This is a genomic window from Enterococcus sp. DIV1224, assembly GCF_050555455.1.
GTDB classification, from domain to species: domain Bacteria; phylum Bacillota; class Bacilli; order Lactobacillales; family Enterococcaceae; genus Enterococcus_B; species Enterococcus_B lactis.
The window spans coordinates 1,616,260-1,632,508 of sequence record NZ_CP187859.1 but is presented as its reverse complement, the minus strand read 5'-3'; the positions used below and the strand labels follow the sequence as shown (position 1 = coordinate 1,632,508).

The following is a 16,249-nucleotide window of genomic DNA, read 5'->3' as shown; positions in this document are numbered from 1 at the left end:
AATTGTTTTTTCAAGGAAAACGAACGAAATCGCTTTATTTTTTTTGAATAATCAATTAAACTAAAAACAGTACCGTACTTACGGCAGAATGTTGGTTAGGAGGACAAGTGTTATGACAGAATTTGATCAAAATCAAGAGAACAACCAGTCAATGGAAGACGCAATGAAAAGCGTCCAAGAAGTAAAAGTTGGCGATGTTGTTAAGGGCGAAGTTTTGGTTATCGAAGACAAACAAGTAATTGTCGGAATCGAAGGGGCCGGAGTTGAAGGCGTCGTTCCGGCAAAAGAATTATCAACTTTACCAGTAGAAGATATCAACGAAGTAGTGAAAGTCGGCGATGTATTAGACTTAGTCGTTATCAGTACGATTGGCAAAGATAAAGAAAACGGCAGCTATCTTCTTTCAAAACGCCGTTTAGATGCTAAAAAAGTTTGGGAAGACATTGAAAGAGATTTCCAAGACGGCAAGGTAATTGAAGCACCTGTTACAAATGTTGTCAAAGGCGGTTTAGTCGTTGACGTCGGTGTGCGTGGCTTTGTCCCTGCATCAATGGTGGAAGATCATTTTGTTGCGGATTTTTCAGATTATAAAGGCAAAACATTGAGCTTTAAAATCATTGAAATCGAACCATCAGAAAATCGTTTGATCTTATCGCACAAAGCGGTAGTTGAAAATGAAAGAGAAGAAAAGAAAAAAGAAATCCTTTCAACGATTCATGAGGGAGATGTTCTCAGCGGACGTGTCGCACGTCTTACTGATTTCGGGGCATTTGTCGACCTAGGCGGAATTGACGGTCTAGTCCATGTCTCAGAGATTTCTCATAGTCATGTAGCAAAACCAAGTGATGTGTTAGCTGTTAATGACGAAGTAAACGTCAAAGTGTTGTCTATCAACCCTGAACAAGAACGTGTTTCCTTGTCAATCAAAGATACACAGCCTGGACCTTGGTCAGAAATCGATACAAAAGCCCCAGTTGGAGCAGTATTGGACGGAACTGTTAAACGTCTAACAAGTTTCGGTGCCTTTGTTGAAGTATTCCCTGGAGTAGAAGGACTAGTCCATATCTCTCAAATCTCACATAAACATATCGCCACACCTCACGAAGTACTTCATGAAGGCGACGAAGTGAAAGTGAAAGTACTGGAGATCCATCCAGAAGAACATCGTATTGCATTGAGCATCAAAGCTTTAGAAGAAAAACCAGCTTCAGAAGAAGAACCAAAAAATGTGGAGTCTTATGAATTACCAGAAGAAAATACTGGATTCACTATGGGAGACATTTTAGGGGATGCGTTGAAAGAAGAAGTAGAAGAAAAAGCAACCGATGATTCTGAAAAATAATTGATTTTGTATCTGTGACTGAGATGAAAGCAGCTGCTTTTGTCTCAGTTTTTCTTTTGAAAAGCGGTGAGTATTTCATTAAGGAATAAAAATACTTCGTTTAATTGACAATCTATGCTTGAAAGTTGGCATTGCATTCGTTAAACTAAGTGAGATTGGAAACTTGTGAGGAGGAAATAATATGGCAAATCCAACAATTGCAATCGTTGGCCGCCCGAACGTCGGTAAGTCTACGATTTTTAACCGCATCGCTGGTGAGCGTATCTCGATTGTCGAAGATACTCCTGGAGTAACTCGTGATCGTATTTATGCAAAAGGCGAATGGTTAGGTCGAGAATTTAGCGTGATCGACACAGGCGGAATTGATCTTGGTGATGAACCTTTTATGGATCAGATCAAACATCAAGCAGAAATCGCGATTGAAGAAGCAGATGTGATCATCTGTGTCGTCAGCGGACGCGAAGGCGTGACAGACGCAGATGAGATGGTTGCGAAAATTTTATACAGAAGTAATAAACCAGTGATTTTAGCAGTCAATAAAGTAGATAATCCGGAAATGAGAAATGATATCTATGAATTTTATTCTTTAGGACTAGGCGATCCTTATCCTGTTTCAGGAAGCCACGGACTAGGAATTGGCGATATTTTAGATGAAGCAGTGAAGTATTTCTCTGAAGAGACTGAAGAAGAGGATGACGACACAATCAAGTTTAGTTTGATTGGTCGCCCAAATGTTGGTAAATCTTCTTTGATCAACGCGATTTTAGGAGAAGAACGTGTGATTGTTTCGGATATTGAAGGAACGACAAGGGATGCAATCGATACTCACTTTGTTTCTGAAAGTGGACAGAAATTCTTGATGATCGATACAGCCGGCATGCGTAAACGCGGAAAAGTATATGAAAATACTGAGAAATACAGCGTGATGCGTGCGATGCGTGCGATCGACCGTTCTGACATCGTTTTGATGGTACTGAACGCGGAAGAAGGGATTCGAGAACAAGACAAGCGAGTAGCGGGTTACGCTCATGAAGCTGGTCGTGGTGTCATTATCGTTGTGAATAAATGGGATCTTGTGAAGAAAGAAACCAATACGATGCGTGATTTCGAACAAGAAATCCGTGATGAATTCCGATATTTAGATTACGCACCGATCGTCTTTGTTTCTGCAGTGACTAAACAACGGTTGGAACGTCTTCCTGAAATGATCGAACAAGTAAGTATGAACCAGAATCTTCGTATCTCTTCTGCTGTTTTGAATGATATCATTATGGATGCTGTAGCCATCAATCCAACACCGACAGATAAAGGAAAACGGCTGAAGATTTTTTATGCCACACAAGTTGCTGTCAAACCGCCTACATTTGTTGTTTTTGTCAATGAAGAGGAATTGATGCACTTTTCTTATGAGCGTTTCTTAGAAAATCAAATCAGAAAAGCATTTACTTTTGAAGGGACATCCATTCGAATCATCCCTCGTAGAAGAAAATAGGCATTTTACCATATCAACGTTTTTTTTTCAAAAGAAAAAGACAGTTTTGTTTGTTACGTTTCTATGACTAAAAAAAGCATATGAAAATTGGTAAAAACCTTGCTATTAAGCGGTTCATATGATATCGTGATAACAGAATATTGAAGTTAATCAATATTTCTTTTTAAACTTCTGGACCACTCAGAAAGTTTTAACTAAATGATATTTCTATCATATCTCTTGTGGAGGAGGTGAATCTATCCATGGCAAACAAAGCAGAATTAATCGAAAAAGTTGCTTCAGCTACTGATTTAACTAAAAAAGATGCAACTGCAGCAGTAGATGCTGTATTTTCAACTATTCAAGATGCTTTAGCTAACGGCGAAAAAGTTCAATTAATCGGTTTTGGTAACTTTGAAGTTCGCGAACGCGCAGCTCGCAAAGGTCGCAACCCACAAACTGGTGAAGAAATCGAAATTCCAGCTAGCAAAGTACCTGCATTCAAACCAGGTAAAGCATTAAAAGACGCTGTTAAATAAGACAGTAAAAAAGCGCTTGTGGCTCTAGGGCTACAAGTGCTTTTCTTTTTATTTCCTAGCAGAAAAAGTCAATTAAGAGACAAAGATTTCGAATCCGCATGTCATACATAAAAAAACACGTGTATTTTATTTAATTTTTATTTATTTCCAAGTTAAGAGGTGGACTTTGCCCTTATCTTTTCTAGATTTTGCTTACTAATGGTAAAATAAAAATAAGAAGAGGAGGGATGCGCATGGAACTTGATTATCAAGTAGAAGAAGCATTGACGAAAGTGTTCTACGGAGAAACGCTTGTCAATCAACTAAGAGCACTTTCAATCGATCAACCCATCTTGTTTTTAACAAATCAGCGTTATTATGATTTGTTTGCAGATAAGATTAACCCATTATTTGCAAATCAGGCAAATAATGACTGGTACATTTGTGCCAATACTCAATGCAATCATTTAACAGAATTGAAGAATTTGCTTGATTTCACCAAACGCTATCCCGAAAATCAATCCATGTTTGTTATCGGATTTGGAAATGAAGGGATCATGGATCTGGCAGGTTTTTTTCAAAAACATACAATCCTTGATTCATCACTTTGGCTGATTCCTGTGTCGATCCGTTCGCTGAGCCGAGCATTAACTCCACAGCGAACGATTTTGCAGCTACCGAATCGTGTCGTGCTGCAAACCATCAACATGCCAGAACGCATCGTTTATGATCAAACGATCAGCGAGCGGCAAGTGGACGGAAAACAGATTGACTTTTTGACTTTTATCTGTTGCGGAATGATTTGTGATCACCGTTTTTTACAAAATTTGTATAAAAACTATCCAAATAAAAAGCAATTAACGACCCGGCCATTTGCCGGGATGATCGAAGAAATGATTTATTTTTATCAATTAGAGGCAGAAAATCTGTCAAATTATGGTAAACTGTTTGAACAAGCTTTTTATCTGACTGAAAATGGGCACTTGCTTTCTGCTAGTATGAAAAAATTTTTAGGGATGATGTTTCATTTCGTGTGGAATCTCCAAGCCTATCCTTTTGATTTCCAACTAAAAAATTTTTTTGTATGGCTAGACTTGCTTGGCTATCCTATCCAATGGTTAGAACAGATTTCAAAGATGGAGTATTTGGAAAAAGTCCTTTTCTTGGCAGGAAAAAGCAAAAAAATACTTGTTTTAGAAAAAATAGGTATAATAGACGGATACCAACGACCAAACGAAAAAGAATTGTTGAGAACAATGACGGTATTTCAACAAATCGTCAGCGAGATAAGAGGGAATTGAAATGAATACAAATAGCGAAAAAATGTTGCAAGCTTTATCAGATGAAGATCTGGCACAAGCACAACTCTTTTTAGAAAAAGCATTAAAAGAAGATCCAGCAGATATATTAGCTGAACTAGGGGAAGAATTGCTAGCTATTGGCTTTTTGATCGAAGCAAAACAGATTTTTGAACAATTAATCAACCAATATCCAGAAAATGACGGACTAAACATCCCCCTAGCAGAAATTGCAATCGAAGACAATGAGATTGACCTAGCTTTTGAATACTTGGAAAAAGTGGATAAGGAAAGTGATTACTATCCGCAAAGCTTATTGGCGATAGCTGATTTGTACCAAGTCATCGGGATTCCTGAAGTAAGTGAAGCAAAATTGAAAGAAGCGGCAGGGTTGCTACCGGATGAACCGTTGATCCAGTTTGCACTAGCTGAATTGTATTTTTCAGTCGATCGTTTCAAAGAGGCAGCAGTGATTTATGAAACATTGTTGGCAAGTGGGATAAACGAGATGTCAGGAATCTCGATGCAAGAACGTTTAGGGCAATCCTTAAGCATGCAAGGTGAATTTGAAGCAGCTATCGCACCTTTAGAAGAAGCATTGAAAGAAGAAAAGACAGATGATCGACTGTTTCAGCTAGCCTTTACGAATCTCCAATTAAAAGAAAATCAGCAGGCAATCAACTATCTGGAAGAACTTCGAGAAGTCAATCCGCATTATCAATCGTTATATCTATATCTAGGACAAGCTCTTCAAGAAGAAGAAATGGTTGAAGAAGCGCAAACAGTGTTAGAAGAAGGAATCAAAGAAAATCCTTACCAAGTTGAACTTTATCATCTAGCCTCTGAAAATGCTTTTCGTCTCCACGACAAACAGCGAGCAGAGGAACTCTTGCTGAAAGCTTTAGAAGTAGGAGACAAACAAGATGAAACATTACTTACTTTAAGCAATCTTTACTTGGATGATGAAAGATATGAAGATGTGATACAAGTGATCAATCAGATGGAAGAAACTGCTAATCCGTATGCAGAATGGAATCTAGCGCATGCTTATAATGAATTAGAAGACTTCACAGTTGCAGCTGTACACTATGAACAAGCTTATCATGAACTATCTCATGAACCAGATTTCTTGAAAGAATATGCCTTTTTCTTAAGAGAAGAAGGACAGCTAAAAAGAGCGCAAGAATTATTGACTCATTATTTAAAACTTGAACCAGGAGATATGGAGGCACTGTCATTATTAGATGATCTAACAGAGAGGTGAGAAAAATGCTAATTGATGTACGGGAAAAGAAGAATTTTTTAACGTGGATGGTCAATCATGTATCTTTTAGCCGAAGAGAAGTTTTTTGGGTCTTGAATTATCTTGCCAATCATGAAGCGATTTTAAGTAATGTCCACTTTGTAGAAGGGGCAAATTTTGCGGATCGAGGTCTGCAAATCAGTGATCTATCTGTTGAAGGGGAACCAATGAAATTGTTTTTGCAGGGAAAAGAATTTACGGATACAGATCAGATTTTTCATGAGATCCGATTGAATTGGAAGAAACCCTTATATGTGGAATGTCTATTTGAGAATGCTTGGCAGACAAGAGAATATCTATCGATCTTAGAAGATAATCCATTTTCTTCTTGGGATGCTTCTGTCAGTGAAGAAGATACTGAATTGATCGAGCGATATTTTCAAGAAAAAGAAGAAGCAGCAAAACTAAATATGCTTTATGCTCAAATCGATCAAGCGCTAGAAGATGGAGACAGGGATGCATTTTTGAAATTGTCTGATGAAGTCAACCGAAAAATCCTTTTGCAGACGCAAAAGAAAAATAATCGAGTAAGTGAACATAATAATTAGCTAAAAATGAATCATACCAAAAAAGACAAGGAGCAGCTGGATTTGGAATCTTTCCTCACAGCTACCCCTTGTCTTTTTTATCGTTTTTTCAGTAATCTTGTTTGTGGCTTCAAATAGGTAAACCCTTGCCCTTCAACTTCATGCACATTAATGATCGACAGAAAAGCTTTTTCGTCAATCTCGTGGACAATTCTCTTGGCTTCCGTTAATTCACTAGAACTAACGACCATGTAGATGATCTTTTTTGAATTTCCAGAGAATGCGCCTTCGCCAGAGAGGAAGGTGACACCTCTTTGCAGACCGGTCATCAGCAGCGGTGCAATTTCTTCGCTTTTGTTAGAGACGACAAGCAGACCTTTTGCAGAATACCCACCATCCAAGATTGAATCAATTACGCGACTGAAAACATAGGAAACGATCAATGTATACATCATGCGTTTCAAGTCGATATAGGTTAAGGAAGCAAGCAAGACGATGATATCGAATGCCAATAGAGAACGCCCCATGGAGATGCCGTAATTTTGTTCTAAAATCCGAGCGATAATATCGCTTCCGCCTGTTGTTCCACCCATCCGATAGACGATCCCGCTTCCTACCCCTGCAACCAAACCCGCAAGTAGAGAAACGATCAGTAGATCATGCTGTAAATTGATTTCTAGCGGAACCCGTTGCCAGATCCATAAAAAGAATGACAAAGAGAGTGTACCTAGAACAGTGTAGGCTAAAGAACGTTTTCCGAGGATCTTTCCCCCTAGTAAAATCAACGGGATATTGATTAATAAAGTCGTATAAGCTGGATCAATTCCGAATAAAGCTCTCAAGATCAAGGTGATCCCTGAGACGCCCCCTTCTGCTAAGTGATTAGCGATGTTCAAATAAACAAGTCCAAATGCGTAAATACTCGTTCCTATAATAATAAAAAGTACTTCTTTTACTGTTTTCCGTGTGGCCATATGAATCCCAGCTTTCAATTATGTATTTTCACAGAATCTCTATTTAGAAAATCCTTCCTAAATGTAGCATGGAAATTCGATTTTCTCAATTGCTCTTATCTAGGATTTGCGTTAAAGTTTTGGTAAGATAGTTTTGGAGGGAAAAAGATGGATGAAAAACGTTCTTTATACAGTATGCAGCAGGAAGTAGATGGATATATCCAACAATTCAAGGTCGGGTATTTCTCTCCATTAGCTCAGCTGGCTCGATTAACGGAAGAAGTAGGTGAATTGGCCAGAGAAGTCAACCACACTTATGGAGAAAAAAGCAAAAAAGCTTCGGAACCAGATAACTCGGTAGCAGAAGAACTTGGAGATGTTTTATTCGTTACGATGATCATGGCTAATTCATTGAATATCGACTTAACTGATGTTTTTGAAAAAAATATGGAAAAATTCAATCACAGAGACCATAACCGCTTTGAACGGAAGGATAAGTAAAAAAGATGAAGTGGGTTGTGCTTTGAAGCCGCTAAAACGGACGTATCAATCAGGCATCATGCAACTGAGTACTTATCTCAGTACAAGAAACACACAGGAAAGGTTGGAAAAATGAAATTAAAACAATTACCTCTGGAATACCAAAAGGCAATTCCAGTTCTGAAAAAATTAGAAAATGCAGGATATGAAGCTTATTTTGTAGGTGGAAGTGTTCGTGATATCTTGCTGAACCAGCCGATCCATGATGTGGATATCGCAACAAGCGCATTTCCAGAAGAAATCAAACAGCTTTTTCCAAAAACGATAGATATCGGGATCGAACACGGGACTGTATTGGTATTAGAAAACGATGAACAATATGAAATCACCACATTTCGGACGGAATCAACTTATCAGGACTACCGCAGACCAGATCATGTAGAATTCGTTCGTTCGTTGGAAGAAGACTTAAAACGAAGAGATTTCACAATCAATGCCTTTGCTTTGAAAGAAGACGGCGAAATCATCGATTTGTTCGATGGTCTGCAAGATTTAGAAGAACAAATCTTGCGAGCTGTAGGCAATCCTCATGAGCGGTTCCATGAAGATGCCTTGCGAATGATGCGCGGGTTGCGTTTTGTCAGTCAATTAGGATTCAAATTAGAGGAAGAAACCTTCTACGCCATCAAAGAAAACCACGAGCTATTAAGCAAAATATCTGTAGAACGTATAAATGTGGAATTCATCAAGATGCTTTTGGGAAATGAACGGTCTGCAGGAATCCATGCATTCATTGAAACAGAATGTTATATTTGCTGCCCTGGTTTGAGAGAAGAAGGTGAAGCACTTTTACGTTTTGCTGAATTACCTTCCGTTCCATTGAAAGAAGAGAGTCAAGCATGGACATTATTAATCAGTCAACTGGATCTAAAAGAAAATGAAATCCGCTCCTTTTTGAAATCGTGGAAGTGTTCCAATCAAATGATCAAGGATGTCCAAGCACTTGTTCAAGGACTGCGTCAACGAGAAACTGGAGTTTTAGAACCGTTTGAATTATACTTCTTAGGCAAAGAGCATGCATTGCAAGTAGAAGAATTGATGACTTATTTTGATGAAACACCACAGATGGATGTCGTAGAAGAATCCTATGATCGTTTACCTATCAAGTCATTAAGCGAATTAGCTGTAGATGGTAAAATCTTGCTGGAAGAAAGTGGAAAAAAACCTGGCAAGTGGGTTAGTGAAGCTTTGCAATCAGCTGAAAAAGCTGTCGTAGAACAAAGAATAGAAAATGATAAAAAACAGGTTTTGGATTTTTTATCGAAAGAAAAATTGATTTAAAAAACGCTAGACTGTATCTGCTCAGCTTGGCTAGCTACTTAAACTGGGCAGATACGTCATTAGAAGAAAAAACATAAAATGTGACCACTTACATAAATTTGTGCTAAACTGAGGAAGTACAAGAATAAATTACATCATAAAGGAGTCTTTTTAATGAGTAAAGAAATGACAGCGCTAAAATTTTATTTTAGAAATGGAGAAACATGGACGATTAACCGCCGCCACATCGGCGATCTTTGGATCAAACAAATCACAACAAGTTTTGGACGGATCAACGGCAGTGAATTTGTTGAAATCCATCCATGTGCCGGATTTAAAATCGAAATCTTCCATGAAGGGGACGCAGTTGCGACACATGATATCAACTTAGGTGGACTGGAAATGGGCATGTTTAATCGTGCATTGAAATACGAAGATATCGAACGAATGGAAATCCTTTATCGCAATGGAACACCTGATCTTGTATACTTCCCATATCTAGATAAAGGAACAGAAGGATTAGACAACCAATACCAATCTACAAAAATCAGCGAAAAAACAGGTAACTTGTACATCGTAATCAACCCAGACCAACGTGTAGAAGATGTATACGGAGAATTTTTCGAATAAATTGATTTTACGCAAAAATGAGGTTGTGAAAGAGACATTCAGCCTTGAGCGATGATGAAAACTCTAACAAAAAAATTGCGACGAGTAACCGCAGGAGCGATAAGAAGTGATGTTGAAAAATAGCTTCTCATATTTTACAAAATCGTGCCTTATGGCTGATAGGCTGTCTCTAGAACACCATTTATTCAGAATAAGGGGCTGTGACAAGATTTTTGTCACAGTCTTTTTTTTGTTATGACAAAGGAACAAGGAGGATATGATAAAAAAACGAATATTATTTTTGTTAGAAACTTTTATCTTTCTTAAGTTTTACTTGATATCTGAGACTATTTGGAATAGAATGAGGCGTTGAAAAATTTATGGAAATTTCTAACTAGCAATAAACGATGAAACAATGAAATATTTTTCATTCAAAGAGAACTTTGCTATAATGATGGAAGTTTGTGTATAGGAGATCTAGAAAATGAGAGAAAGTTTTGAACAACAAAAAAAACTGTTGCATGATCGCTATGGCGCCCTTTCGATGGATGACCGCCGTCAAATACTTTGTAAATTGCGTAAAAGAAATATATTGATGTATCGTCAGTTGGAACGTCTGAAACATGATCTGCTTCGTTTGGAGTCAAAACGTGTACAGTGTGAATTAGAGGGAAATCAAACACAAGTTGAAGTAGTTGAAACCAAAATTTTAAAGAAAAAAGAACAATTTTTAAAAATGCTTACACAAAATAAAAAATAAAGGGGATGGACGATGGAATTTGCTGAGTTAGTTATTGTATTTGCAGTAACGATCACCTTATCGAACATAGCTAGCCGCATTTTGCCAATGATCCCAGCTCCACTGATCCAAATTTTCCTTGGAGTGGTATTAGGTCTGACAGAGTGGGGACAATCAGTTGATTTTGAACCTGAATTGTTCTTGGTTATGATCATTGCACCATTGTTATTTAGAGAAGGAGAAAAAGCAGATATTTCTTCGATTCTCAAAAATTTCGGGACGATCCTGTTCTTGGCATTTGGCGGAGTCATTTTGACCCTTGTCGGCGTAGGTGCGACGTTGTCATTCCTGTTGCCAAGTGTCCCTCTTGCTGCCTGCTTTGCTTTTGGAGCAGCGTTAGGTCCGACAGATGCGGTAGCAGTCAGTTCGCTTTCTGGACGGGTGAATATCCCTAAAAAAGCAATGCATATTTTAGAAGGAGAAGGCCTGTTGAATGACGCATCTGGTGTTACTGCCTTCCAGTTTGCTCTTGGTGCGCTGATCACCGGTTCTTTTTCCGCAGTAAATGCTGGGATGAGTTTAGTGGTCTCCAGTATTGGTGGAGCTTTGATCGGTTTTTTGCTTGTCTGGTTCAAACAAAAAATAATCCATTTGATTGAAAAAGCATCGGCACAAGATGTCACAGGGTATCTGCTGATCGAACTTTTGCTTCCTTTTCTAGCCTATGTATTGGCAGAGGCATTTGATGTATCTGGGATCATTGCTGCAGTAGCAGCAGGTATTCTCCAAGCTTCTGGTTTTAGGAGAATCACCGTGTTTGATGCAGAGTTATCGAGTTTGTCCCACAGTACATGGACAACTATTGCTTTTACACTGAATGCATTAGTGTTTATATTCTTAGGAATCGAACTGACACAAGTATTCTCGCCGGTATGGGGCGACGGTTTATATCCAAACGGTCTTTTGTTAGCAATTATCGTATTGATCTCTATTATGCTTTTTGTGATTAGATTCATTTCCATCAGTCTTTTTTATGTATTCAAAGATGGCAGTAAAAAGTTCAAAAAACAGTTGAACGAGATCTTGATTTTGACATTTGGCGGTGTAAAGGGAACAGTCAGTTTGGCTACGATCTTTATTTTGCCCTTTTCGATCAATAATATGATGTTTTACCAGCGATCTTTACTTTTGTTTCTGACGGCCGGTGTCATCTTAGTGACTTTGGTCATAGGGATCATTGTCTTGCCTATGCTGACGGAAACAGAGGAAGCGAAAAGTACGGATTTGAATGCTTTGATGATCTTAGAAGAGGTCGTTGAAGTTTTGCGAAAAGAAATAAAGGAAATTGATCGTGATACAAAAGAATTTTTAGCCACTGAAGCAGTGATAGAAAATTACCAGGAACGGATACGTGATCTGTACTTGGAAGATTTAACCGATGATGAAAAGCAAGAAGTACAAGAAATACAAGCGCTGATTTTGTCGATTGAACGCGACGGATTAGATGAAAGTTATCGCTCGGGTAAACTTTCTTCTAATGGTTATCGCTTTTATTCCCGTTTTCTTTCCCGGTTCGAACATTCGATCACCAGTCAATTTTTATCTTTTATCGGCTTTTGGTTCATTGTTGTCCGTAGGTTGATGCGAATCGTTCTCCACCCCAAAATGTTTTGGCAAAGAAGGTATGCGGATCGTCAGACATTTATTAGTGATGAAGATATCCAAGAAATCAGGGAGACATATCAAAAAAATACCCAATTGATTATTGAAAGTTTAGATAACTTGACTGATATTTATGATGAAACGATGCTTCAATTTTTTATCCAGCAACGCAAACTTGAGGGAATAAAAATGAGCTCGGGGAATTTGATTTCTTCGTGGATGATCCAGCAAGATAGCCTGTTTACGAAAAAAATGCTGAGAGGTTATTATCTTGAAAGAAAAATCATCGATGAATACGAAGTTGCTGAGAAAATCACGACGTTTTCTGCGAATAGCTACCGTAGGAATATCAATTTGTTAGAATCTTATACGATGAACAAACCGTCAGATAACTTTTCTTTCCGATTTGCGTTTCGAGCAAAGTCAAAAAAATCGAGCGCAACGAAATAAAAAAATAGATTTTCAAGAACGATAAAAACAAAACATGTCAGAACAGGATCGGATCGGTTCTGTTCTTTTTTTGGAACACAAAAAGAACAAATTCGAAAAAAATTTTCCTGAAGTTCACTATTTTTATGATACAATATCCAAGATAAGGAGGGAACACGTTGAAAGAATTAAAAGTAACTGACCTCAAAAAAACTTATGGTGAAAAAGATTTGTTTGACCAGATTTCTTTTTTGATCCACGAAAAAGACCGTATCGGGTTGATTGGGACGAACGGGACGGGTAAAACAAGTCTCTTAAATATTATTGCTGGTATCGATAGCGGCGATGGCGATCGGCAAACAGTGTTTTATCCAACTGATTACCGTATAGGTTATCTTTCTCAAGCAGCTGAATTTTCTGATGAACTAACTGTTCTCCAAGCAGTCTTTCAGGGAAACAGTCCCTTGATCCAAACTGTTCGAGCATATGAGGAAGCATTGATCGAACTAGGGGAAAATGGAGAAGACCCTAATGTGCAAAAACGTTATGCTAAAGCAGAAGAACAAATGAATAAAGAAGATGCTTGGACCACAGATACCAATGCGAAGATTATTTTGCAAAAATTAGGAATCAGTGAATTAGATAAAAAAATAAATACGCTATCGGGTGGACAGAAAAAACGAGTTAGTTTAGCTCAAGTGCTGATTGATGAACCCGATTTACTATTACTAGACGAGCCAACAAACCATTTGGATTATCAAGCGATCGAGTGGTTGGAAAACTATTTGAAACAATACCGTGGCGCCCTATTGATGGTTACCCACGATCGGTATTTTCTAGATAGAGTAGCAAACCGGATCTTCGAACTTTCATTTGGGAAATTATACGAGTACAAAGGAAATTATGAAGCTTACGTCTTAGAAAAAGCAGAACGTGATCGTGTAGAAGTAGAACAAGAAGAAAAGCGCAAGCGGCTTTATAAGCAAGAACTAGCATGGATGAGGGCAGGAGTGCAGGCTCGCGGTACCAAGCAGCAAGCACGAATCAACCGTTTCGAAGATCTAAAGGAGAATTTATATCAAGTAAACCAAGAAGATGACTTAGAATTGAATCTAGCGACACAACGTTTAGGAAAAAAAGTACTGGAAATCAAAGATGGCAGTTACCGTATAAATGACCAAACACTGCTAGAACATTTAGATTTGCTGATCCAATCTCGGGAAAGGCTAGGAATTACTGGTAAAAATGGGGCAGGGAAATCGACATTGCTTAATATTCTAGCTGGCAGAATTCCTCTGGATAGCGGTACAATTTCTATCGGTGAAACGGTTCGGCTTGCGTATTATACACAAGAAAATGAAGAAATGGCACCAGATAAACGGATGATTGCTTACTTGCAAGAAGCTGCTGAAGAAGCAAAAACGGCTGATGGCAGTCAAATCGGGGTAGCAGAATTACTTGAACGATTTTTATTTCCGAGATTTATGCATGGGACACTGATTGGCAAACTTTCAGGCGGAGAAAAACGGCGATTGTTTTTGTTGAAACTGCTGATCCAACAACCCAATGTGTTATTATTGGATGAACCGACCAATGATTTGGACATAGCAACATTGACGATTTTGGAAGACTATTTCAGAAGTTTCCCAGGTGCTGTGATCACTGTTTCCCATGACCGTTATTTCTTGGATAAGGTAGCAGATAAGCTATTGGTATTCCAAGGAAACGGAAAACAAGAACTTTATTATGGAAACATGTCCAGTTATTTGCTGAAGCAAAAAGAACTCCAGCAGCCTGCTGAAAAAGTGAAGCCAAAAACACAGAGCAAGGAACCTGCTGGAAAGAAAAAATTATCTTATATGGAGCAAAAAGAATGGGAAACGATTGAAGAGGATATTGCAGAACTTGAAGAAAAAATCTCATTGCTCCAAGAAGAGATGAATCATCAAGGTGATGATTTCACTCGGTTACAGGAATTGCAAAACGACGTATCTGAGACAGAAGCACAACTTGAAGAAAAAATGGCACGTTGGGAATATTTGAGTGAATGGGCAGAAGATTAGGAGGAAAAGGGATGGAACAAGCGTATCTTGACTTAGGAAGAAAATTGTTGGAAGAAGGACATCGTAAAGAAGACAGAACGGGAACGGGTACGTTAAGTTTATTCGGGTACCAAATGCGGTTTGATCTGCAAAAAGGGTTTCCTTTGTTAACAACGAAACGAGTACCTTTTGGCTTGATCAAAAGCGAACTGCTTTGGTTTTTAAAAGGAGATACGAACATCCGCTATCTATTACAAAATAAAAACCATATTTGGGATGAGTGGGCATTTGAACGCTATATCAAAAGTACAGATTATAACGGACCAGATATGACTGATTTTGGACATAGAAGTTTGGCAGATCCTGAATTCAATGAAGAATACAAAAAGCAGAGCAAACTTTTTTGCGAAAAGATCCTAACAGATGATTCCTTTGCTGAGAAATACGGTGATCTTGGTCACATCTACGGTTATCAATGGCGGCATTGGGAGACAAAAGACGGCGGTTTTATCGATCAAATCAAAGAAGTGATTGAAGCAATCAAAAAGACACCTGATTCTAGAAGATTGATTGTCTCTGCATGGAATCCAGAAGATGTTCCTAGCATGGCTTTGCCTCCTTGCCATACGATGTTTCAATTTTATGTGCAAGAGGGACGGTTAAGCTGCCAATTGTATCAACGTAGCGGGGATGTCTTTCTAGGTGTTCCGTTCAATATTGCAAGTTATGCGTTGCTGACTCACTTGATTGCACATGAAACAGGTTTAGAGGTGGGAGAATTTGTTCATACATTAGGAGATGCTCATCTTTATATCAACCATATCGAACAAATGAAAGAACAATTAAGCCGAGAAGTACGCGCATTTCCAACTTTAGCTTTGAATCAGGAAAAGCAGTCAGTATTTGATTTTGAGATGGAAGATATCCAGTTAGAAGGATATGACCCACATCCAACGATCAAAGCGCCTATCGCTGTTTAAAATCAGAAAGGATGAGAAAATGTTAGCTGCAATTTGGGCACAGGACGAAAACGGATTGATTGGAAAAGAAGACCGTCTTCCTTGGCGTTTGCCAAATGATCTGAAATTCTTTAAACAAATGACAGAAGCAAATACATTAGTGATGGGACGTAAAACTTTCGAAGGGATGGGCAGCCGTCCGTTGCCGAATCGTCAAACGATTGTTTTGACTAGAGATCCTTCCTATACAGCAGAAGGCGTGCATGTTATGCATAGTGTAGAAGAAGTGCTTGCCTTGGAAAAAGAAACAGACGGTATTTTTTTCATCGCTGGAGGTTCAGCTGTTTATCAAGAATTTCTACCATTTTGTACGATATTATACCGGACAGTCATCCATCATGTATTTGATGGAGATGCTTATTTTCCACCTGTTGACTGGTCTGATTGGTCATTGATCAATACGAGTCAAGGAGAAATAGATGAAAAAAATCGTTACCCGCATCAATTTGAAACCTATCAGCGTAATGAGAATCCTTTAAAAAAAGGGACAGGCGAATAGACGATAAAAAAAACTATTGATGGAACAGCTTTTATTAG

At 38.4% G+C, this 16,249-nt stretch carries 15 protein-coding genes; 14 read left to right on the top strand and 1 reads right to left on the bottom strand.

The window, feature by feature from the left end; translation table 11 throughout:
• Positions 1-112 precede the first annotated feature (112 nt).
• From rpsA to IGK53_RS07910, 6 genes are all read left to right on the top strand, one after another.
• Positions 113-1,342, top strand: a complete 1,230-nt coding sequence (gene rpsA / locus IGK53_RS07935; RefSeq protein WP_002290176.1) for a 30S ribosomal protein S1 — start codon at positions 113-115, stop codon at positions 1,340-1,342.
• Between the two features lie 181 nt (positions 1,343-1,523).
• Positions 1,524-2,834: a ribosome biogenesis GTPase Der gene (der, locus tag IGK53_RS07930; protein ID WP_002290177.1), complete on the top strand. Its 1,311-nt coding sequence runs from the start codon at positions 1,524-1,526 to the stop codon at positions 2,832-2,834.
• A gap of 242 nt (positions 2,835-3,076) precedes the next feature.
• Positions 3,077-3,352, top strand: coding sequence for an HU family DNA-binding protein (locus IGK53_RS07925; protein WP_002290178.1), 276 nt, complete (start codon positions 3,077-3,079; stop codon positions 3,350-3,352).
• A 233-nt stretch (positions 3,353-3,585) separates the two neighbouring features.
• Positions 3,586-4,632 (top strand): hypothetical protein, encoded by a 1,047-nt coding sequence (locus IGK53_RS07920; RefSeq protein WP_002329100.1) that lies wholly within the window; start codon positions 3,586-3,588, stop codon positions 4,630-4,632.
• Between the two features lies 1 nt (position 4,633).
• Entirely contained in the window at positions 4,634-5,893 is a 1,260-nt protein-coding gene (locus IGK53_RS07915) for a tetratricopeptide repeat protein (RefSeq protein ID WP_002290180.1), read from the top strand.
• 5 nt (positions 5,894-5,898) lie between these two features.
• Positions 5,899-6,480 (top strand): ReoY family proteolytic degradation factor, encoded by a 582-nt coding sequence (locus IGK53_RS07910; RefSeq protein ID WP_002290182.1) that lies wholly within the window; start codon positions 5,899-5,901, stop codon positions 6,478-6,480.
• A 77-nt stretch (positions 6,481-6,557) separates the two neighbouring features.
• Here IGK53_RS07910 and IGK53_RS07905 read toward each other — a convergent pair whose 3' ends face one another.
• A complete protein-coding gene (locus IGK53_RS07905; protein ID WP_002290183.1) occupies positions 6,558-7,433 on the bottom strand; it encodes a YitT family protein in 876 nt (291 codons plus the stop codon).
• 147 nt (positions 7,434-7,580) lie between these two features.
• Between IGK53_RS07905 and IGK53_RS07900 the strand changes: the two genes are divergently transcribed.
• From IGK53_RS07900 to IGK53_RS07865, 8 genes are all read left to right on the top strand, one after another.
• A complete protein-coding gene (locus IGK53_RS07900) occupies positions 7,581-7,913 on the top strand; it encodes a nucleotide pyrophosphohydrolase (protein WP_002290184.1) in 333 nt (110 codons plus the stop codon).
• A 111-nt stretch (positions 7,914-8,024) separates the two neighbouring features.
• Positions 8,025-9,233, top strand: a complete 1,209-nt coding sequence (locus IGK53_RS07895) for a CCA tRNA nucleotidyltransferase (protein WP_002290186.1) — start codon at positions 8,025-8,027, stop codon at positions 9,231-9,233.
• A gap of 153 nt (positions 9,234-9,386) precedes the next feature.
• A complete protein-coding gene (locus IGK53_RS07890) occupies positions 9,387-9,842 on the top strand; it encodes a hypothetical protein (protein ID WP_002290187.1) in 456 nt (151 codons plus the stop codon).
• Positions 9,843-10,305: 463 nt separating this feature from the next.
• Positions 10,306-10,581 carry a hypothetical protein gene (locus IGK53_RS07885; RefSeq protein WP_002290188.1) on the top strand — a complete coding sequence of 92 codons (276 nt, stop codon included), beginning with the start codon at positions 10,306-10,308 and terminating at the stop codon, positions 10,579-10,581.
• A 12-nt stretch (positions 10,582-10,593) separates the two neighbouring features.
• Positions 10,594-12,672, top strand: coding sequence for a cation:proton antiporter (locus IGK53_RS07880; protein ID WP_002290189.1), 2,079 nt, complete (start codon positions 10,594-10,596; stop codon positions 12,670-12,672).
• Between the two features lie 158 nt (positions 12,673-12,830).
• Positions 12,831-14,714, top strand: a complete 1,884-nt coding sequence (locus IGK53_RS07875; protein WP_002290190.1) for an ABC-F family ATP-binding cassette domain-containing protein — start codon at positions 12,831-12,833, stop codon at positions 14,712-14,714.
• Positions 14,715-14,725: 11 nt separating this feature from the next.
• Complete coding sequence (locus IGK53_RS07870) at positions 14,726-15,673, top strand: thymidylate synthase (RefSeq protein WP_002290192.1); 948 nt, start codon at positions 14,726-14,728, stop codon at positions 15,671-15,673.
• A gap of 19 nt (positions 15,674-15,692) precedes the next feature.
• Entirely contained in the window at positions 15,693-16,211 is a 519-nt protein-coding gene (locus IGK53_RS07865) for a dihydrofolate reductase (protein WP_002290193.1), read from the top strand.
• The last annotated feature ends 38 nt before the right edge of the window (positions 16,212-16,249 follow it).